This is a genomic window from Acinetobacter zhairuonensis, from assembly GCF_022601715.1.
Classification (GTDB): domain Bacteria; phylum Pseudomonadota; class Gammaproteobacteria; order Pseudomonadales; family Moraxellaceae; genus Acinetobacter.
In genome coordinates this window covers 171436-192237 of record NZ_JAKVIM010000004.1, presented here as the reverse complement: position 1 = coordinate 192237, position 20802 = coordinate 171436, and the positions used below count along the sequence as shown (strand labels likewise).

General features: G+C 45.0%; 16 protein-coding genes. 10 read left to right on the top strand and 6 right to left on the bottom strand.

Going from position 1 to position 20802, the window contains the following annotated elements:
* The first annotated feature begins 395 nt into the window (after window positions 1-395).
* Together MKI85_RS05205 and MKI85_RS05200 are read left to right on the top strand one after the other, a co-directional pair.
* The gene (locus tag MKI85_RS05205; protein WP_241625648.1) at window positions 396-1757 is read left to right on the top strand and encodes an MFS transporter; all 1362 of its coding nucleotides are present in this window, start codon (window positions 396-398) and stop codon (window positions 1755-1757) included.
* A 367-nt stretch (window positions 1758-2124) separates the two neighbouring features.
* Window positions 2125-3291 carry a PQQ-dependent sugar dehydrogenase gene (locus MKI85_RS05200; RefSeq protein WP_241625646.1) on the top strand — a complete coding sequence of 389 codons (1167 nt, stop codon included), beginning with the start codon at window positions 2125-2127 and terminating at the stop codon, window positions 3289-3291.
* Between the two features lie 91 nt (window positions 3292-3382).
* On the opposite strand, the gene MKI85_RS05195 is transcribed toward MKI85_RS05200, so the two are convergent.
* The 3 genes from MKI85_RS05195 to MKI85_RS05185 form a co-directional block, all read right to left on the bottom strand.
* Window positions 3383-4687 carry a solute carrier family 23 protein gene (locus tag MKI85_RS05195; RefSeq protein WP_241625644.1) on the bottom strand — a complete coding sequence of 435 codons (1305 nt, stop codon included), beginning with the start codon at window positions 4685-4687 and terminating at the stop codon, window positions 3383-3385.
* A gap of 372 nt (window positions 4688-5059) precedes the next feature.
* Window positions 5060-7750: a phosphoenolpyruvate carboxylase gene (ppc, locus tag MKI85_RS05190; protein ID WP_241625642.1), complete on the bottom strand. Its 2691-nt coding sequence runs from the start codon at window positions 7748-7750 to the stop codon at window positions 5060-5062.
* Between the two features lie 146 nt (window positions 7751-7896).
* Complete coding sequence (locus tag MKI85_RS05185) at window positions 7897-8520, bottom strand: TetR/AcrR family transcriptional regulator (RefSeq protein ID WP_241625640.1); 624 nt, start codon at window positions 8518-8520, stop codon at window positions 7897-7899.
* Between the two features lie 146 nt (window positions 8521-8666).
* On the opposite strand from MKI85_RS05185, the gene MKI85_RS05180 reads away from it, so the two are divergent.
* The 4 genes from MKI85_RS05180 to dnaJ all read left to right on the top strand — a co-directional run bounded on the left by MKI85_RS05180 (window position 8667) and on the right by dnaJ (window position 14648).
* Entirely contained in the window at window positions 8667-9788 is a 1122-nt protein-coding gene (locus MKI85_RS05180) for an efflux RND transporter periplasmic adaptor subunit (RefSeq protein WP_241625638.1), read from the top strand.
* Window positions 9785-12907: an efflux RND transporter permease subunit gene (locus MKI85_RS05175; RefSeq protein ID WP_241625636.1), complete on the top strand. Its 3123-nt coding sequence runs from the start codon at window positions 9785-9787 to the stop codon at window positions 12905-12907. The genes MKI85_RS05180 and MKI85_RS05175 overlap by 4 nt, the downstream gene beginning before the upstream one ends.
* A gap of 141 nt (window positions 12908-13048) precedes the next feature.
* Window positions 13049-13426 carry a hypothetical protein gene (locus tag MKI85_RS05170; protein WP_241625633.1) on the top strand — a complete coding sequence of 126 codons (378 nt, stop codon included), beginning with the start codon at window positions 13049-13051 and terminating at the stop codon, window positions 13424-13426.
* A 106-nt stretch (window positions 13427-13532) separates the two neighbouring features.
* A complete protein-coding gene (gene dnaJ / locus MKI85_RS05165) occupies window positions 13533-14648 on the top strand; it encodes a molecular chaperone DnaJ (protein WP_241625631.1) in 1116 nt (371 codons plus the stop codon).
* A 54-nt stretch (window positions 14649-14702) separates the two neighbouring features.
* Here dnaJ and MKI85_RS16955 read toward each other — a convergent pair whose 3' ends face one another.
* Window positions 14703-14957, bottom strand: a complete 255-nt coding sequence (locus MKI85_RS16955) for a hypothetical protein (protein WP_413351495.1) — start codon at window positions 14955-14957, stop codon at window positions 14703-14705.
* 293 nt (window positions 14958-15250) lie between these two features.
* Between MKI85_RS16955 and dapB the strand changes: the two genes are divergently transcribed.
* From dapB to MKI85_RS05145, 3 genes are all read left to right on the top strand, one after another.
* Window positions 15251-16072, top strand: coding sequence for a 4-hydroxy-tetrahydrodipicolinate reductase (dapB, locus tag MKI85_RS05155; RefSeq protein ID WP_241625629.1), 822 nt, complete (start codon window positions 15251-15253; stop codon window positions 16070-16072).
* Between the two features lie 58 nt (window positions 16073-16130).
* Window positions 16131-16775 carry an START domain-containing protein gene (locus tag MKI85_RS05150; RefSeq protein WP_241625628.1) on the top strand — a complete coding sequence of 215 codons (645 nt, stop codon included), beginning with the start codon at window positions 16131-16133 and terminating at the stop codon, window positions 16773-16775.
* 221 nt (window positions 16776-16996) lie between these two features.
* On the top strand, window positions 16997-17887 hold the full coding sequence (locus MKI85_RS05145) for a LysR family transcriptional regulator (RefSeq protein WP_241625626.1): 891 nt from the start codon (window positions 16997-16999) through the stop codon (window positions 17885-17887).
* Here the strand turns inward: MKI85_RS05145 and MKI85_RS05140 are convergent.
* Window positions 17847-18248 (bottom strand): hypothetical protein, encoded by a 402-nt coding sequence (locus MKI85_RS05140; RefSeq protein ID WP_241625624.1) that lies wholly within the window; start codon window positions 18246-18248, stop codon window positions 17847-17849. The two genes, MKI85_RS05145 and MKI85_RS05140, sit on opposite strands and share 41 nt — an antisense overlap.
* Window positions 18249-18345: 97 nt before the next feature.
* Between MKI85_RS05140 and MKI85_RS05135 the strand changes: the two genes are divergently transcribed.
* Complete coding sequence (locus tag MKI85_RS05135; protein ID WP_241625622.1) at window positions 18346-19791, top strand: aminotransferase-like domain-containing protein; 1446 nt, start codon at window positions 18346-18348, stop codon at window positions 19789-19791.
* Here the strand turns inward: MKI85_RS05135 and ahr are convergent.
* Entirely contained in the window at window positions 19761-20798 is a 1038-nt protein-coding gene (gene ahr, locus MKI85_RS05130) for an NADPH-dependent aldehyde reductase Ahr (RefSeq protein ID WP_241625621.1), read from the bottom strand. The genes MKI85_RS05135 and ahr overlap by 31 nt on opposite strands.
* Window positions 20799-20802: the final 4 nt, after the last annotated feature.

Here is a 20802-nt window from a genome sequence, read left to right as displayed (position 1 = left end):
TACCCATGTGAGAGTAAGTCATCGCCAGCTCATTAATTCTAAAAACACCCCCTTCTACTAAGAAGGGGGTGTTTTTTTATGGCTTATTAAAAATGACAAGAAAAAATGCGATAAAAATTAACATTATCTAAAGCAAGTTATCTTTGGTCTTATTGCTGGTGTTTTAAATTTTAAATACCTGATTATAAATAAATAATTATTATGACTTGCGATAATAGTAACGTTTTAACTACATTTTATGATCCTTTTTCTTCTTAAGTTACTGACAAATTCTTCCATTTGATAAGTCGAATACCTTATAGGTATATTTTTATACCCTTGAGGTTTTAGACAAAAAATGAATGGCTATTCATTGTATGTTGACAATAAAGTCTCACAATTGGAGGTGAGTAAAAATGACAGCGACAACAATGAATGTAAATGCTGTAATCGATCAGGCTAAATTTAGGCCCTTTCATTTAACGGTAGTTTTGTGGTGTTTATTCGTAGTCTTGTTTGATGGCTATGATTTGGCCATTAATGGTGTTGCTTTACCCCTATTGATGAAAGAGTGGGGAATGACTGCAGTTCAAGCAGGAATGCTCGCCAGTACAGCTTTAGCTGGTATGATGTTTGGCGCCATGTTTTTCGGTATGTTGGCCGATAAAATTGGGCGTAAAAAAGTGATTATTATCTGTGTCACCTTATTTAGTGGCTTTACTTTTGCAGGTGGTTTTGCATCCAACCCAACTGAATTTGGTATTTTACGCTTTATTGCAGGTCTAGGTATTGGTGGGGTATTACCGAACTTGGTAGCACTCACATCTGAATATGCGCCACAAAAAGTACGTAGTACCTTAGTCACGGCAATGTTTAGCGGTTATGCTATGGGTGGGATCATGGCGGCATTATTAGGCGCAGCATTTACCCCAACTTTTGGTTGGCAGATTATGTTCTTTATTGCAGGTATTCCACTGTTATTTATTCCAATTTTATGGAAATTCTTACCAGAATCGGTCACTTTTTTGGTGAAAGCACAACAAACTGAAAAAGCACGTAATATTATTCAACGCCTTGTTCCTGAAGAAACAGTTACTGAAAAAACGGTCTTGGTATTGAATGAAGCGAAAGTTCCAGATGCGTCTGTTGCAGCATTATTTAAGAATGGTCGTGGTATGGGAACCGTTTTATTCTGGTGCTGCTTTTTCATGTGTTTATTGATGGTATATGCTTTAGGTAGCTGGTTACCAAAATTGATGATGGCTGCGGGCTATTCATTGGGTAGCAGCTTAATGTTCTTGCTTTCACTAAATATTGGTGCCGTAATTGGTACAGCGGGTGGTGGTATTCTTGCGGATCGCTTCCATTTAAAACCAGTGATTATCAGCATGTTGATTGTAGGTGCATTAGCACTTGTGGGTTTAGGCTTCAACTCACCACAACCTGTCATTTATTTACTGGTTGCATTAGCGGGTGCAGCTTCGATCGGGTGTAGTATCTTGTTGTATAGCTATGTCGCGCAATATTATCCACTGGCTGTGCGTTCAACGGGTTTAGGTTGGGCTTCAGGTATTGGTCGTGTCGGTGCGATTGTGGGTCCAATCGTAATTGGGATGTTGTTAGGTATGGAATTACCGCACAAAATGAATTTCATAGCCGTCGCGATTCCTGCCATTATTGCCGCTTTTGCAGTATCTTTGATTAAAGTAGAGAAAGCAGAAGTGGTGGCTGAAGCACCTGTAGCAAATCCGGCTCCGAAACAGGGGTCTTATAGTTAACAGTTTAGGTTAGAGAAAAGAGCCCCTTAATGGGGTTCTTTTTTATATGTTTCTTAAAGGCATAGATATAAAAAAGCCCCGATATCCTATCGGGGCTTTTTCGTATTTCATTAAAGGTAAAACTCCTGTCATACCTCAACGTCCTGTTGTCGTCTCTTTATTGTTATTCTAAGAAACATCCTGTTTCTGTATGAGTTCAATTTAACCTGAAATACGACTAAGGTATAGGCGTGTTTACTGCATTCCTTGTACGCTTTGGCTGACAAAGACTCTGTAATAAATTTAAGTTCAGGCTACATATTCTGTCTTTTCCTTGCTCATGAGTTTGGTTAGATTAAATAAAAATAAAACCTTCGTTGAGGGTGTCATGAATAATTCTAAATATTGGCTTTGGTTATGGCTAGGTATATCGAGTTCAGTTTTAATTTCGGCATGTCATGCAGAAAATAACAACAATAATGAACATCAACAGCATGCTGCCCATGCAACAGTTGCTATTTCGCAGCAATTTAAAGTCAATAAGATCAGTGAATTCAATGAACCATGGGCGATAGCAGTTTTACCTGATCAACGTTTATTGATTACGGAGAAGGCGGGAAGCCTGATGCTGTTTAATCCCAAAACACGACAGAAAATTGCGGTGCAAGGTGTACCTGCTGTGGCTTATGGCGGGCAAGGTGGTTTGGGAGATGTGCTGTTACATCCTGACTTTAAGCAGAACCATGTGATTTATCTGAGTTATGCCGAAGCGGGTGAAGGAGGATATGGGGCTGTCGTGATTCGTGCTGTTTTAGATGAACTTATATCGAATCAGCCTCGGTTGACAGAGATCAAGCCGATTTGGCAACAGCTGCCCAAAGTTTCTGGACGAGGTCATTTTGCACATCGTTTATTGTTTGATGATGCTGGGAAATTGTGGATCAGTTCGGGAGAACGCCAGAAGTTTCAACCTGCGCAAGATATGCAGAGTAATCTGGGCAAAATCATTCGATTGAATGAGGATGGCTCAGCAGCACAAGGCAATCCATTTGCTGCACAAGGTTATATTGCTGCACAAATTTGGAGTTTAGGGCATCGTAATCCATTAGGTATAGCTTTTGATCCGCAGGGACAGCTTTGGGTTGCCGAGATGGGACCGCGTGGTGGTGATGAATTAAATCGTATTCGTAAAGCTGCTAATTATGGTTATCCAATAGTGTCGAATGGCGATCATTATAGTGGGCAAGATATTCCTGATCACTCGACTCGTCCCGAATTTCAGACACCTGAATTGAGTTGGACTCCCGTGATTTCACCTTCCAGTTTGATGTTTTATCAAGGAACACAATTTCCGCAATGGACCAATAAAGCCTTGATTGGTGGACTGTCTTCACAAGCCATTATTGTGGTGGATACGCAGCAGCAACCTGTGCAGGAAGTACAACGTATCGATATGCAGCAGCGTATACGTGGTCTGGTGGAAGCCGCAGATGGTTCGATTTGGGGGATTGAGGATGGGAAAAATGCTAGGCTATTTCAATTGACTGCACCCTAGAAAAGGCAATCAATAGCTCTGAACATTATTCATTTGTAAGACAGAGTCGATAAAAAAGCAGCCCGAAGGCTGCTATAAAATTTAAACGGGATTATTCACTTTTATCGTTCAAGCTAAAGAACCAGTTCAAAATTAAGGCTGCAAAGGTTGCGGTACCGATACCCCCTAAATTGAAATTACCGAACTGCAGGGCAAAGTCACCTGTGCCTAAAATAATGGTCACAGCTGCCACCATTAGATTTTTATTTTTAGAGAAATCGACTTTGTTTTCGATCCAGATTTTCGCACCCGCGATAGTGATCAAGCCAAACACCACAATTGAAGCGCCTGTTAAAATTGCAGTCGGGATGGTGTGAATAATCGCGCCAAACTTTGGTGAAAGTCCTAAGAAAATTGCAAATACACCTGCAATCACAAATATAATCGTTGAATAAACACGGGTAACAGCCATCACGCCAATGTTTTCACCATAGGTGGTCATGCCTGGTGCACCAACACCGCCTGAAAGTGTGGTGGCCACACCATCTGCTAAAAAGGCTTTACCGATTTGTGGGTCGAGATTTTCCCCTGTCATGGCACTGACTGCTTTAATATGCCCTAGGTTTTCAGCCACTAAAATCAACGCTACAGGTGCAATGATAAGCATTGCATTCACTTCAAACTTAGGCGAATGGAAGGTTGGGAGACCAAACCAAGCCGCTTGCTGAATCGGTGTGAAGTTAATTGGAGTGCCATAACCCAGTACATTTGAAACAATAAAGTAGATCAAATACGCCAGTAACAAGCCGATTAATAATAATAAGCGTTGTAATAAGCCTCTGGTAAATACGGCAATCGAACCCATACACAGGACAGTTACCAATGCCATCCACATATTAAAGGTATTGCCGGCTACGCCTTTGACTGTAACTGGTGCCAGATTCAGACCAATAATCATCACTACCGCACCTGTTACCACTGGCGGCATGAGTTTTTCAATCCATTTGGTTCCAGTTGCCATGACCATCAGACCAAACAGTGCGTAGAGCACACCACAGGCCATGATCCCGCCAGCCGCAACCGCGAGGTTGGCATTCGGTGCCCCTGTTCCCGAAGCGGCATAACCTGTTGCGGCAATGACCACGCCAATAAAGGCAAAACTTGAACCGAGGTAACTTGGAACACGTCCACCTGTCATCAAGAAGAACAGGATGGTACAGATGCCTGACATAAAGATGGCAAGATTCGGGTCAAAGCCCATCAAGAAAGGTGCAAGTACTGTTGCACCAAACATGGCAAAAGCATGTTGAATACCCAATACGGCACTTTGTGCAGGGGGAAGATATTCATTCGTTCCTACAGGACGCGCTTCAACACTGCCTGTATAGGGACGCCATTTGGGAAACCAATCGGACATAAATTGATCGCTTCAAAAATAAATTGTGCACATCATACTCTTTCTTTTCGAGTGATTTAATCATTGATTTTTAATTTTAAATTAAGTACAAGCATGATTTATAATGATTTTATACCAAGTGGTAAAATAGTGTAATTTTTAAATTAAAAAGAAATCAATATATTATTCCATAAATTATGTTCGAAAAATCACATTTACTGGTTTTGATGAGCAATAAATTTTTTTTATCAATCTTTCAATTTTTTTTTTGCAATGCCTGTAAAATCAGAAAATTGCACTACACAAGATAGATTTTGCCAATCGGTCGGTGATAGTCCTACAATATTGGACAGCCCAGCATTATGCTGGGCTGTCCAATATTGTATCAATGCATTAACCAGTATTGCGTAAGCCTGCCGCAATTCCCGCAATACTGACCATGAGCGCATGATCGACAGGGGTATGTTCAGCTTGGCGTTCTGCCAGATAGAGGCGGCGTCGTTTCATCAATTCGGCTTGGAGTAAATGCAGTGGCAGTAAATACGGTTTACGCACGCGCATCGACTGATCCAGGACTTCATTGCTGCTGAGCAATTTCGATTCATCTTTCAGGGTCAGTAAAGTCCCTACTGCTTCTTGCAAGCGTTGGCGTAATTCAGCTCCGAGTGTTTTTAAGTCTTCATCTTGGGTCAAGTGTGCTTCATAGTAGAGAGCCACATGACTATCGGCTTTGGACAAGACCATTTCCAGCATATCAATTAAGGTCTGGAAATATGGCCATTGTTGCAGCATTTCTTCCAAAGTGGCTTTATGACCTTGCTCAATCACTTGATTGATGGCAGCCCCTGTACCTAACCACGCAGGCAACATCAAACGAATTTGTGTCCAGGCAAACACCCAAGGAATGGCACGCAAGGATTCAATCCCACCGCTGACTTTACGTTTTGCAGGGCGCGACCCCAATGGCAACATTTGCAGTTCCAGTTCAGGGGTCACGGTTCTTAAATATTTCACGAAATGCGGATTTTCACGTACCGTTTGACGATAAACCTGCACTGAAAGATCAGTCATGCGGTGCATCAGTTCGCGCCATTCTGCTTTCGGAACCGGTGGTGGAAGTAAGGTCGCTTCCAGTGTTGCTGCGGTATAAATTTCCAGATTTTGCAGGGCAATACCTTCCAGTCCAAACTTGAAGCGGATCATTTCACCTTGTTCGGTGACACGAATGGCACCTGAAATAGAACCCGGTGGCTGTGAGAACAACGCCTGTTGGGTCGGTGCACCACCACGGCTAATCGAACCGCCACGACCATGGAATAAAGTCAGTTGGATGCCATGCTGTTTGGCAATCGCGGTCAATTCTTCCTGAGCACGGTATTGTGCCCAGTTGGCGGACATAAAGCCTGCATCTTTAGCTGAGTCTGAATAGCCGATCATGACTTCATGCTTGCCCTGAATATGCTGTTTATACCAATGCATATCAAACAAGGTTTGCATGGTTTTTGCAGCACCATCCAAATCTTTCAGCGTTTCAAATAAAGGCACCACACGTAAAGGATGCTGAATCCCAGCTTCTTTCTGTAACAACAAGACCGCCAGCACGTCACTTGGATATTCCGCCATGGAAATGATATAGGCGCCCAAGCTTTCCGCAGGCTGTTCAGCTAAGGTACGCATGGTGGCAAATACTTCCTGAACATCGGGATGCAAAATCAGGCTTTGTTCAGGTTCATTTAAATGTTTCGGTAGCAGCGGGCGCTTACTTTGTAGTTCTTGTAATAAAAAGTTCTGACGTGCTTGTTCCGTCCAAGTTTCAAAATTACCCAGTCCCAAATATTCGGTAATGGCGGAAATGGCTTGGCGATGACGTCCTGATTCCTGACGAATATCTAATTTGAGTAATTCAATCCCGAAGCAATTCACCCGATGGATAAAGTCCAGCAATTTACCATTGGCAATTTCGGGCAGGTTGCACGACATGAGCGAGCGGTAGCAGAGTAATAAAGGCTGTAATAGCTCGTTTTTACTTTTAATCACTCGACTGTCATCTAAGGCTAAGTCTGGGTCTTGTAGTTTTTTTGCGAGCCATTCACGCGTAATTTTTAAGCGTTCACGGGTGTCACGTAAATATTCACGATAAGGTTCAGGATGTGGCGTACCCAAGGCTTGCATTAACTCATTACTACAGCTTTGCAGCGAGAGTTCCCAGCGTAAATCTTCAATATCGCGTAAATACAAATCCGCCGCTTTCCAGCGCGATAACCACAATACTTCCTGCGTGACGTTATGCGTCACATTTGGATTGCCATCACGGTCACCGCCCATCCATGAAGCAAAACGCACAGGCGCAACATGTAGCGGCAGGCGCTGTCCGCAATGTTCTTCTACCATGCCATCCAGTTCACGTATGAATTTAGGCACCGCATTCCATAAGGTTTGCTCAATGGTAGTGAAGCCCCATTTGGCTTCATCGACAGGCGTTGGGCGATGTTGACGAATTTCATCGGTCTGCCATGCAGAACAGATGAGTTGTTTTAAGTCTTCTAAAACTGCTTGGCGTTCACGTGGGGTGAGTTTCTGCTGGTCAAATTTAAACAGGCAGTCATTAATACCGTCATATTTCTGAATCAGGGTACGACGGCTGACTTCGGTTGGATGAGCAGTCAGCACCAATTCAATTTTTAGTTCACACAGTTGTTGATAAAGCTGCTCGGCTGAGACTTCATGCGCTTTAAATTTTTGGAACAGATGATCAAGTGGATTCGGTGATGGTGCTTCAGGATCAAATTCGCTTTGGCGACGACTGCGTACCACATGGTACTGTTCGGCAATATTGGCAAAGTTGAGAAAGTGCGTGAAGGCACGGGTTAAAGGCAGAATTTCTTCATCTTCAAGACTTAGAAACAGTTGTTCGAGTTGTTTTTCGGCTTCGACCTGTCCGTCACGTGCACCTTTGGCAAGTGCCCGAATTTGTTCTATCTGATTAAACAAATCTTGCCCGGCGTGTTGTTTTAGGGTTTCCCCCAATAAATTACCAAGTAACCGTACGTCTTCGCGTAGTGGAGCATCAATTTGTTGAATCATTTTCCATTCTCCAGTTCTTATTCTTTTGACTATACCTCGATTTGCCGTAATGCCAAGTGGCAGGACGACAAAAGTCGCAAGCTTTTGTCGATAAAACTAGCAATTAGATGATGCCTGACCAACGCAGGCAGACACGGCAATGACCATTAGGTCGTTGGTGCATATTTCAGCATGAACAGCTGAATGCTTTGTTGAATAATCTCTTGTTGTTCCTGTGGAGTGGGAATAGTACGCACACCCAGCAGAATTTCTAAATGGCGTAGTCCCAGCAATAAAGACAGCAGCAATAAGCGCTGTTGTTCCACATCGGCTGTTTGAATAAATCCCAGTGCTGCGGCTTGCTGAAAGAAATCTTCCCAGCCATCACACATTTTTTGGTGCGAGGCATTATAAAACTGCAAGGCAAGCGGGTTCTGTTCAGCCGCCAGTTCAATCAGTAAATGCTCCAGTTTCACGGCTTCGGGTAAATACACAATATTTAACGCGATTTGACAGGTTTGGGCGAAAGCATCCAGAAAATGGCTGTCTGCGGTTAATTCAAACGGACGTGTTTCCATTAAGGATTCACAGGTCTGTTCAATGGCACAGGTAAATAGACTGGCTTTGTCCTGAAAGTGATTATAAATCGTGAGTTTAGTGACACCCGCTTCTTTGGCAATCTGATTCATGCTGCAACCATGATAGCCCTGTTTCAGGAACAGGTTTTTGGCTGCAAGCAGAATTTGCTTATGTTTTTCCAAGTCTTTGGGCCGACCGACATTCATTTGCACAAAATTTTCCAGTTCAGGTGAATAAAGTCATTTACTTCAAGTAGGGCTTTTAATTAATGTACCGCATGGTATATTAATTAAAAATTGTTCAAAGAACAGCTTAGTATTTTGCCCTAAAAATGACTTTTAGATAAGAGCACCAGCACATGAAGCCTGCGAAGACCCTGATGACCAGTTTAATGATTTTATGCAGTTTGACCCTTTGGGGCTGTAGTCGTGAGCAGGCAACCACCGAACATCAACCCTTGGTGATGGTGACCCAACCCAGTAATAGCGTTAAGGAGCAAAAAAGTTATGCAGGGGAAGTCAAAGCACGGCAACAAACCGATTTGGCATTCCGTGTATCTGGACAGGTGATGCAACGTTTTGCAGAAGTGGGAGATCGCGTACAGGTTGGGCAAGTGCTGGCTCAATTAGATGTTAAAGATGCTCAGCTACAACTGAATGCTGCCCGTGCCCAACTGGACAGTGCCCAGTCAGCAGCCAAAGTGGCAGAACAGGAGTTGGCTCGGTTTAAGCAATTGTTACCAATGAACGCCGTCAGTCGCTCGCAATATGATGCCATGCTGAATCAATATCAAGCTGCATTAGCCAGTTTGAAGCAGGCACAATCCAACTATGAGGTGAGCCAAAACCAGACCCGTTATAACCAACTGATTGCGGACAAAAGCGGGGTAATTACGGCACGCAATATCGAAGTCGGGCAGGTGGTTGCGGCAGGGCAAGCGGCTTATCAACTGGCGATGGATGGTGAGCGTGAAGTCTTGATCGGGGTGCCTGAACAAGCCATCAGTGAGTTAAGCATCGGACAGCAGGCACTGATCAGCATGTGGTCGAAGCCAGAGGATCAAGTTGCAGGCTACGTGCGTGAGATTTCACCTGCAGCAGATCAGTCCCGTACTTTTAGTGTCAAAGTGGCATTGAAAGGCAATCACCCAGAGATTCAGTTGGGGCAAAGTGCACGGGTCTTTTTCAGTACGCCGCAAACTCATGGCTTGAGCGTACCGCTCTCCAGTGTTTCTGCAAATGGGCAACAGGCTTATGTTTGGGTGGTTCGTCCTGATTCACGCGTGCATAAAGTACAGGTGACCTTGGGGACCTATGGACGTGACAGCGTAGCTGTGCTTTCGGGCTTGCAGCCTGAAGATTATGTGGTGGTAGGAGGCGTGCACCTGTTACGTGAGCAGCAAAAAATTCATCCGATTGATCGTGAAAATCGTGCCGTGCAACTGTCTGGCAGCAAGTCTGCGACAGGAGCAAAATCATGAATTTTAACCTGTCGGAATGGGCGCTGAAAAATAAAGGCTTAATCCTGTATTTCATGATTCTACTGGGCATCGTGGGGATGGTGTCTTATTCCAAATTGTCACAAAGTGAAGATCCTCCTTTTACCTTTAAAGTTATGGTGGTACAGACCTACTGGCCAGGTGCTACGGCCGAGCAAGTGTCTTTACAGGTGACCGATCGGATTGAAAAGGAGCTGATGAGTACCGGCAATTATGAACGCATCATGGCGTATTCCCGTCCAGGTGAATCGTTGGTGACCTTTGTGGCGAAGGATTCGTTGCGTTCGGCACAGATTCCCGATGTCTGGTATGACGTGCGCAAAAAAGTCAATGATATGCGGCATGAGCTGCCGAGTGATGTGCAAGGTCCATTCTTTAATGATGAGTTTGGCGATACCTTTGGCAACATCTATGTACTGACAGGCAAAGACTATGATTATGCAGTGTTAAAAGAATATGCTGACCGCCTGCAACTGCAATTACAGCGAGTGAAAGATGTTGGAAAGGTTGAGCTGATCGGGCTGCAAGACCAGAAAATCTGGATTGATCTGTCCAATACCAAAGCCACTCAGCTTGGGATTCCGCTCAGTGCCATTCAACAAGCTTTGCAGCAACAAAATGCCATGGCCAGTGCAGGCTATTTTGAAACCCAGAGCGACCGCATTCAGATTCGGGTCAGTGGTCAGCTGCACAGTGTGGATGAACTAAAAAAAATGCCTTTGCTGGTGAATGGTCAAACCATTCAACTGGGTGATGTCGCTGACGTGTATCGTGGTTTTAGCGAGCCTGCCCAGCCAAGGATGCGTTTCAAGGGTGAAAATGGCATTGGCATTGCAGTGTCTATGCGCAAAGGCGGGGATATTCTGGCTTTGGGTAAGCACTTGGAAACCGAGTTTGCGACCTTGCAGCAAAGTCTGCCTTTGGGCATGCAGTTGCAAAAAGTTTCCGATCAACCTGTCGCGGTTGAACGCAGTGTGCATGAATTTATGAAGGTGCTGGCAGAGGCGGTGATTATTGTCTTGCTGGTGAGCTTCTTCTCTCTGGGCTTTCGTACAGGCTTGGTGGTGGCATTTTCCATTCCACTGGTGCTGGCAATGACCTTTGCAGGCATGCATCTGTTTGATGTCGGGTTGCATAAAATTTCCCTTGGTGCCCTGATTTTAGCCCTCGGTTTACTGGTGGATGATGCCATTATTGCCATTGAAATGATGGCAATCCGTATGGAACAGGGCTATAGCCGCTTGCAGGCGGCAGGTTTTGCATGGAAAACCACGGCATTTCCGATGCTGACAGGCACCTTAATTACTGCTGCTGGTTTCCTGCCGATTGCCACCGCAGCATCCAGTACGGGGGAATATACCCGTTCGATTTTTCAGGTGGTGAGCATTGCCTTAATTGTGTCTTGGCTTGCCGCAGTGCTGTTCGTGCCATATTTGGGCGATAAGTTATTACCCGATTTTCAGCAGCAGCCAACCCAAGCCGCTTGGTATCAACGCATGTGGGCACGCTTCAGAAAGCAACCCGAACCGCAGCCAGTCATATTACATGGCACAACACATGATCCCTATCAGACCAAGTTTTATCAGCGCTTTCGCGCATGGGTGAACTGGTGCGTGACTTACCGTAAAACCGTGATTGCGGCAACGCTGGGCATGTTTGTCCTGTCCGTGCTGATGTTTAAGCTGGTGCCGCAGCAATTTTTCCCGCCGTCAAATCGTGCCGAAATTTTGGTGGATTTAAAACTGGAAGAAGGGGCATCGTTAAAAGCCACCGAGGCAGCGGTCAAAAAAGTGGAACAGTTCCTTGCACAGCAGCAAGGGATTGAAAACTATGTCGCCTATGTCGGCACGGGATCACCACGGTTTTACCTGCCTTTAGATCAGCAATTACCGCAAGCCAGTTTTGCTCAGTTTGTGGTCTTGGCCGCTTCTTTGGAGGATCGCGATGAGATTCGTCAGGCACTAGAGCATCAAATTCGCGTATTATTACCGCATGTGCGAACTCGTGTGTCCTTGCTGGAAAATGGTCCGCCTGTGGGCTATCCGATCCAGTACCGTATTTCAGGGGAAGACCTAGAGACTGTGCGTCAGTCGGCGCATCAAGTCGCGGCGGTCATTGATGACAATCCCAATACCAGCAATGTGCATCTCGATTGGGGGGAGCCGAGTAAAATCATTGAATTACAAATTGATCAGGATCGAGCCCGTCAGATGGGAGTTTCCAGTGTCGAGCTTGCCAACTTCTTGAACAGTTCCATTCAAGGGGCGGTGTTACATCCTTATCGGGAAAAGCGTGAGCTTATTGATATCCGTTTGCGTGGCGAAGAAGCGGAACGGTTAAGTGTGGAGTCAATTGCCAGCTTGGCGGTACCGACCGCTCAGGGTACTTCTGTGCCCTTGGCACAAATTGCCAAAATTGCCTATCGCTTTGAAGAAGGATTAATTTGGCATCGTAACCGTTTACCAACCATTACCGTGCGCGCAGATATTGGCACAGGGCTACAACCTGCCACCGTCGTCGCAGAGTTATCTGAAAAGATGCAACAGGTGCGTGCACAATTGCCAGCAGGTTATCTGTTAGACGTCGGCGGCACTGTGGAAGAATCGGCACGTGGACAGAAGTCGGTGAATGCAGGCATGCCATTTTTCTTGGCAGTGGTAATGACCTTGTTGGTGATTCAACTGAAAAGTATGTCACGGGCGACTATGGTCTTGCTGACCGCACCGCTGGGTTTGATTGGCGTGGTGCTGTTCTTATTGTTGTTCAATAAACCTTTTGGTTTTGTTGCCATGTTGGGCACGATTGCTTTATCTGGGATGATCATGCGCAACTCACTGATTTTGATTGATCAAATTGAACAGGATCGTGCTGCAGGTCAAAATACATGGGATGCGATTATTGAAGCCACTGTGCGCCGTTTCCGCCCTATTTTGTTGACTGCACTGGCGGCAGTGCTGGCGATGATTCCTTTATCTCGTAGTATTTTCTTTGGACCGATGGCGGTGGCAATCATGGGTGGACTCATAGTTGCGACTTTGCTCACACTATTCTTTTTACCTGCCTTGTATGCACAATGGTTTAAGGTCAAAAAGACCAGTTAGTACAAAATATTTTGCGAATTTGAGGTGCGAAAGTTTGAAAATTTCAATATAGTAGCACCTTATATTTTTATTAAATTTCAGCTTAGGAATTTTGCTACATATTAAAAAAATCACAGATGTAGTAATGAGGTTTAATCGCACATGAAGCAAGACAGTTTAACCAAGTATCGCCGCTCTATCGCGATTTCTTATGTCTTCATGTTTTTGGCACTGTTTACCGTCATTAGCGGGATTTTTGCCTATTGGTTTGCCCGCAAAGTTGCCCAAGTCGACAATGCTGAAGTCTGGTTACAAGCCCAAGCCCTTTGGGTCATGCGTAACATTATCATTTATACCGTTTTAAGCCTGTTTGCAGCACTGTGGTTTATTCCGCTGTGTTTCTTCACCTGGAATAGTGCGTTATGGGTTACGGGTTGTACGGTTGCAGGCGTGGTGTTTGCCCTGATAGCCTTTTTATATCTGCTCAATGCTTGGATTAAGGGACTTTCTAAGTTTCTAAAAAATAAAGCAGTTTTCTAAAATTTATAATTTTTTTAGCATTTTGCCCTTGTAAAATCACGTTTCACCCCCAATTTCAGAGCATTATTCAGTATGAAATGAATTTCCGTGAGGAGCATCGCCAGACATGGCTAAACGTGATTATTATGAGGTTTTAGGTGTCGCTAAAACCGCTAGTGATGATGAAATTAAAAAAGCCTACCGTAAGTTGGCGATGAAATATCATCCGGACCGCAATCCAGACAATCCTGAAGCTGAAGATAAATTTAAAGAAGCTTCTGAAGCTTACGAAATTCTTTCGGACAGCGAAAAACGCAGCATGTATGACCGTATGGGACATGGTGCGTTTGAAGGTGGTTATGGCGGCGGCGGTGGTGGCTTCGGCGGTTTCAGTGCAGAAGACATCTTCAGTCAGTTCGGTGACATCTTCGGTGGTGCTTTTGGTGGTGGCGGTCGTGGTCAGCAACGTCAGCGCCGTGGTTCCGACCTACGCTATGTGATGGAACTGACGCTTGAAGAAGCCGTAAAAGGGGTGAAAAAAACCATTACTTTTACTGCACCAGCACCGTGTGAAAGCTGTGATGGTAAAGGTTCTAAAAATCCGAATGACGTTGAAACCTGTAAAACCTGTCATGGTGCAGGTCAAGTGCGTATGCAACAGGGCTTCTTCTCGGTACAGCAAACCTGTGGTACTTGTCGTGGACAAGGTAAGATCATTAAGAACCCATGTCAGAAATGTCATGGTTCAGGTGTCTCTGACCGCCAGCAAACGCTAGAAGTAACTATTCCTGCGGGCGTAGACAATGGCGATCGCGTACGTTTAAGTGGTAAAGGTGAAGCCATCCGTGATGGCCAATCTGGCGACTTATACGTTGAAGTGGTCGTCCGTGAACACGAAATCTTCCAACGTGATGGTGCAGACCTGTATATGGATGTGCCTGTTAGCATTGCCGATGCTGCGTTGGGTAAAGAGATTCAAATTCCGACCCTTGAAGGTCGCGTCAGCTTGAAAATTCCTGAAGGGACACAAACTGGCAAAATGTTCCGTTTGCGTGGTAAAGGGGTAAAACCTGTACGTACCAGTATGCAGGGTGATTTACTTTGCCGTATTGTGGTGGAAACTCCAGTCAACTTAACGGCTCGCCAACGTGAATTGTTGAAAGAGTTACAAGTGACAATGGATGGTGAAGACAGCCATTCTTCTCCAAAGAAAAAATCGTTCTTCGATCGCTTGTTTGACTAAGTTCGAATGAATAAAAAAGGGCATGTTTCACATGCCCTTTTTTTATGTCGGTACTTATTGTGCAAGCGGAGCATCAATGGCATCGACACTAACCATTTCCGCAGAAACCTGAGTGGCTTCAACCGCAGCTTGGGTTTTGTTGCCAGCCATACGTTCGGCAAGGCTACCCGGTTGGCCATTCACCGTGGTCATGATTTTCACCCCAGCCAAACTGTCTACACTGTCCCCAGACTGAACTGCAGGTTCTGCATAAACATGTGCAGTCAGTGCCGTGAAAAGTAGTGCAAGTGTTATTTTTTTCGAATGCATGGCAAGTCTCCTTACAATTGTTATTTCTTGATGATTCGTGTCGGCTAGTCTGCGTAAGCAAGATGAAAGTTGTGTGAAAAAGCAGAGCCTTCAAATTCATTTTTAAGGATTTTTTCAATCTAAACCCAGACTTTAATCTCATTCTTCACTCAATCTTGGGGCTGAATCATGGCTGCAACGTGTATGTTTGAGCCAAAACAAGTTTTTTGCGAAAAATCCAGCTCATAACTTAGTCTCATTGCAGAGTTTTGATATAGTAAAGGCAATTTTAAATTCGAGATTAGGAACGGATTATGTCTACAAGTCCACGCATTGGGGTATTGGGTGCAGGCGGTCGTATGGGTCGCATTTTGATTCAAGCGGTACAACAAGCGGGCTATCAATTGGCGGCTGCGGTTGGGCGCCCTGAAAGTAGTTTAGTTGGTTCTGATGCGGGTGAACTTGCGGGCATTGGCAATATTGGCGTGAAGATCGTGGGTAGCTTACAGGAAGTACTGCCAGACTGTGATGTGGTGATTGACTTTACAGCCCCTGTTGCTACCGAACAGCACTTGAAGCTTTGCCGTGAAGCGGGTGTGGCGATGGTGATTGGCACCACAGGGATGAATGATGAACAGAAAGCATTGCTGGATGAAACCTCAACCCAAACACCAGTCGTTTATGCTGCCAACTATTCTGTGGGCGTGAATGTATCCATCAAACTTTTAGAACTGGCGTCAAAAGTATTTGGTGATACAGTGGATATTGAAGTGATCGAAGCGCATCACCGCCATAAAGTTGATGCGCCATCAGGTACTGCTTTAATGATGGGTGAAGCCATTGCAGATGCTTTAGGTCGTGACTTGAAGCAAGATGCGGTGTATTGCCGTGAAGGACATACGGGTCCACGTGAGCGTCAAAGCATTGGTTTCCAAACCATTCGTGGTGGTGACATCGTCGGTGAACATACCGTGATGTTTATTGGTGAAGGCGAACGTGTTGAAATCACGCATAAAGCCACCAACCGTATGAACTTTGCTTCTGGCGCAGTCCGTGCTGCTGCATGGGTGGTTGGTCGTGAAGCACGTAAATATGACATGAAAGATGTACTGGGTTTTAATGATATTCAGGTCTAAGGCTTAGCCCTGTTACTGCAAAACTGCTGCATAAAATTAAAATAAGAAGCGTCACTCAATGAAAATAAAATTAATGACTTGCTGTGCTGTAGCCTTGTTGGCTACAGCACAGGCAAAGTCGATCGACAATGCCAAACTTAGTATTAACAAACAGAATATTAAGGTCTGGACCTACCAAAACAACGCCAATCCTGTGGTGTTGTATAAAGCCGAAACGTATTTTGATGTCCCGATTGAAAAGGCCACAGCCCTGATTTTAGATGTGGAGCAAGCACCTAAATGGGTGCCTTATATGGGTAGTGTCAAGGTGCTCTCCCGAGATGACAGCAAAGGTGAGTTTCTGTTGTATATGGTGTTAGATTTTCCATTTCCTTTAAAAGACCGTGATTTGGTGGTGAAAGGGAAAATGAGTAAAGATGCTCAAGGGATGATCCATATTCAAAACAAAGCCGTAGAGCAAGGTTATCCGCTGAATCCGAACTATGTGCGTTTAACCCGTTATGAAGGAGACTGGACCTTCCAAAAACTGAGTAAGCAGAAAGTGAAAGTTTCGACCTATGGTTATGCCGACCCTGAAGGCTCTATTCCTCTGAGTGCGGTGAATCTGTTTGTCGAACAGCAACCTTATCAAATGCTGCTGAAGATGAAAGCGGAACTGGCAAAACCGCGGAATTACGCGGTTTTGCCTACGATCTTACGTTAAGGAATGTTAGGCGGTGCTCACAGTGTTCAGGACTTCGGGCATTGCTGGATTGCAGACCTGATGGTTGTACCCGTTAAGTAAAAAGTGTATAGCCCTTTGGGGAACAATCATATTTTTCTCAATCGAGATTTGTCAGATAAGGGCTATTTTGTGGAAAAAACTGTTGTAGAAAAATCGAAGAATTCACACAATATCCTTGAGTAATCATCCATAAAATCACGATGAAATCGACCATTGAAGAATTGAATGCCTTTGTCCAGATTGTCGAAAGTGGCTCGATTGTCAAAGCTGCCGAGCAACTGGGGCAAACCACATCCGGCGTCAGTCGTGCCTTGCAACGCTTGGAAAGCAAACTGAATGTGACCTTATTGGAACGCACCACGCGCAAGCTGAACCTGACGCAAGAAGGGCAGCTGTTTCTGGAAAAATCGCGCAAGATTTTGAATGATTTGACTGAAGCTGAAGACGCATTATTAAAATCCGATCATGATATTTCGGGATTAATTCGGGTCGATTCCGCCACACCATTTGTATTGCAGGTGATTGTGCCGCTGATTCAGGAATTTATGCAGCAATATCCAAAGATTGAGATTGAGCTGAATAATCATGATCAGATTATTGATTTACTGGAACATAAAACCGATGTGGCGATTCGCTTTGGTGAGTTAAATGATTCTAGCTTACATGCCAAATTACTCTGTCGTAGTCGTCTGTATATTGTGGCGAGTCCAGAATATTTGGCGAACCATGGCGTACCGAATCAGCCCGAACAATTATTGCAGCATGCATTAATCGGTTTTACTCAACCGATGCATTTAAATATTTGGCCCCTGTCATATCAGGGGCAGCATTTAAATATTCATTCAAAAATCAAAGCGTCGAATGGTGAAACAGTACGCCAACTGGCATTGCATGGGGCGGGCATTACCTGTTTGTCCCGTTTCTTGGTGCAGGATGATTTAAACACGGGGCGGTTGCAGGCATTGTTTGAAGATCAGATTGAACTGCAATACCAAAACATCCATGCCGTGTATTATCAACAAGAGCATTTGCCGAAACGGGTCCGTCTATTTATTGAGTTTTTAGCACAGAAGCTTGCCATTTATCTTTAGCTTGCGGCAGGTGTATCTGCACGGTGAGCAAGGCTTGTCGTGGTTGAGCATTTTGATCGTGCAGCGCAATGGCAAAATGCTGTGTATTGTTCCAACAAACAAACTGTAATTTTTTCAGCGGCGTCTCGCCAATCAAGGTGGTGCGGGTTGAACCTGATTGGTAGCTAAACAGACGCTGTGGGATGACCGTATCTTGCACATCGCGCTTCTGCCATAACTCAAAATTTTGTTGTCCTGAGGCTTTTAAATAACCTTCAATTAAAGACTGACAAATAAAATCGCGCTGCTGTTGCTGAACCGAGGTCGTGGGTTGGCAGGCAGCCACTGCCAGTGTAAGAGTGAGGATGCTGAGACGGTACATTTTGTTTCCCCCTGATAAAAAATAAACTGTACGGCTAGCATATGCAGGGTGTACTCTTGGTTACAGATACAAAATATTTTAAAAAATGAGTACAGTGATGGGCATCCAGTATCGTGATTTGGCGCACCAGTTGGCGCAGAAAATTTATGCAGGGGAATTGGGAGCAGGGCAACGTTTAAGTTCCTTACGTCAGTTTGCCCAGTTACAACAGGTCAGTCTGAATACTGCTAAAAGTTGCTATGAATTATTAGAAGCGCAAGGTTTGATTGCGGCAAAACCACAAGCTGGCTATTTTGTGCAGCCGCAAGCCTTGGCAGTGGCACTACCTCAACATGCGGACTTTGCCAGCACGGCACGTGAAGTTTCCAATTTGGAACTGCAAATTGAAATTCAGGAAGCTTCGATTCATGACCAAATGATTCATCTCGGTTCGATTCAACTGTCACCGAATTGGGTACCTGTGGAGGCATTACGCCGCTCCATTCAGCGGGCTTTAAAACACAGCAAGCCTGAAGATTTTCTGTATAGCGACAAACAGGGGCATCGTCGTTTGCGGGAGGCGTTGTCAGCACATTGGGCGGAAGATGGCATCTATATTGCCCCTGAAGAGATTTATATCAGTAATGGCTGTATGCCCGCGTTGTCGGTGGTGATTCAAACCCTGACCCAAGAAGGCGATAGTATTATTGTGCCGACGCCCAATTTTAATGGGCAGTTACAACTACTGGCGAGCCTAAATCGTAAAATTGTGGAAATTCCTGCACATGCCAATGGTTTTGATTTGCAGCGGCTGGAGCAGGCGATGCAACACTCGGGGGCAAAAGCCTGCCTGCTCACGGCCAATTTTCAAAACCCGCTGGGCTTTTGCTTAAGTCCTGCTGAGAAAGAACAAATTGCCCAGTTAGCCGCGAAATATCAATGCTATGTGATTGAAGATGACATTTATGCCGAATGCAGTTTTGATTTAAAGCGACCTTTGCCGATTCAATACTGGGACCGAGAGGGGTACGTGATTTACTGTGGTTCGGTTTCAAAATCGTTATCAACCGCGTATCGGGTCGGCTGGTTTTGTATACCATCTCGCTTACAGCATTTACGTGCACAATTGCTCACACGGCATGTTGCGGTGAATACGCCTTTGCAATTGGGACTGGCGGATTTGATTTACAGTCGCGCTTATCGAGAACATCTGAATCATTTGAAACCTAATTTAATGCAGCAAGTCGAACAGTATCGGCAATTTTTGATTCAGGCATTTTCAGGAATCGAGATTCGTTTGAATCAGCCCAAAGGCGGCTATGCCCTGTGGCTTCAGTTACCCGATCAAATTCACAGTTTGCACATTTACCGCTATGCACAGCAGCAAGGCATTAGTATTGTGCCAGGCATTGTATTTGGGGAAGAGCAGCGCTATAAAAATTGCATACGCTTAAATGCAGGGCATGAATTATCCTTAGAAATCCGCCAAGCAATTTTGTGTCTGGCGGATTGGGTGCGGCAACAACTAGGGCATCATGCTGTGCTGGATGCAAAGTCGGCTTGAAGTACAATCCGATAACGGGCTTTGCCTGAATGTAAGCGTTCAATCGCTTGATTCAGTTGTGACATTGGGAATAACTCAATTTGCGGTGCAATATTTTTCCGTGCAGCGAATTTGAGCAGTTGGCGTAAAGCCGCAGGTGAACCCGTTGGGGAGCCTGTGATCGACTTTGCGCCACTAATCAGACTGCCCGCATTCAACTGGATAGGCTCTAATGGCACTCCTAACAGATGGATTGTGCCATTCGGTGCTAGCGTACTGATATACGCAGGCCAATTTAGAGTGACATTCACGGTGCTCAGTAACAGATCGAATTTTCCACGCTGAGTTTTAAGCGCATCCACATCGCGGCTATTCACCACATGGTCTGCGCCCATGGCTTTGAGTTCATCGGTCTTGTCTAAACTTGAAGTAAAGGCAGTAATTTCACAGCCCCATGCTTTCAGTAATTTAATCGCGATGTGTCCCAAACCGCCAATGCCAATCACACCGACATGATGCGTAGCTTGAATTTGATGTTTGAGTAAAGGATCAAATACGGTAATGCCACCACAGAGTAATGGACCTGCATTTTCAGGCGCGAGATCATCAGGTAAGGGGATCACCCATTGCCATGCGGCACGGACTTTATCGGCAAAGCCCCCTGCATGACCCACGATAGTTGCAGTACTGCCACCTGTACACAGCACGGGTTGTCCTGCTACACACGAATCACAATATTGGCAGCTTTCCGCGGTCCAGCCTAGCCCGACACGTTGACCAATCTCCAGCCCTTTGGCTTCAGTTCCAAGACGGGCAATGATACCAATTACTTCATGTCCTGCTACCACTGGATAAACTGCATTGTTCCACTCGTTTTCAATCATCGAAAGATCTGAATGACAAAGCCCGCAATATTCCACTTTAATTTCAACTTGATGGGGAAGCAGTTCCCCTGCATCAAATTGAAACGGTATCAATGCTTCACCTTGTTGCAGGGCAGCATAGCTATTGATCAGGTTGTTATTCATGGTG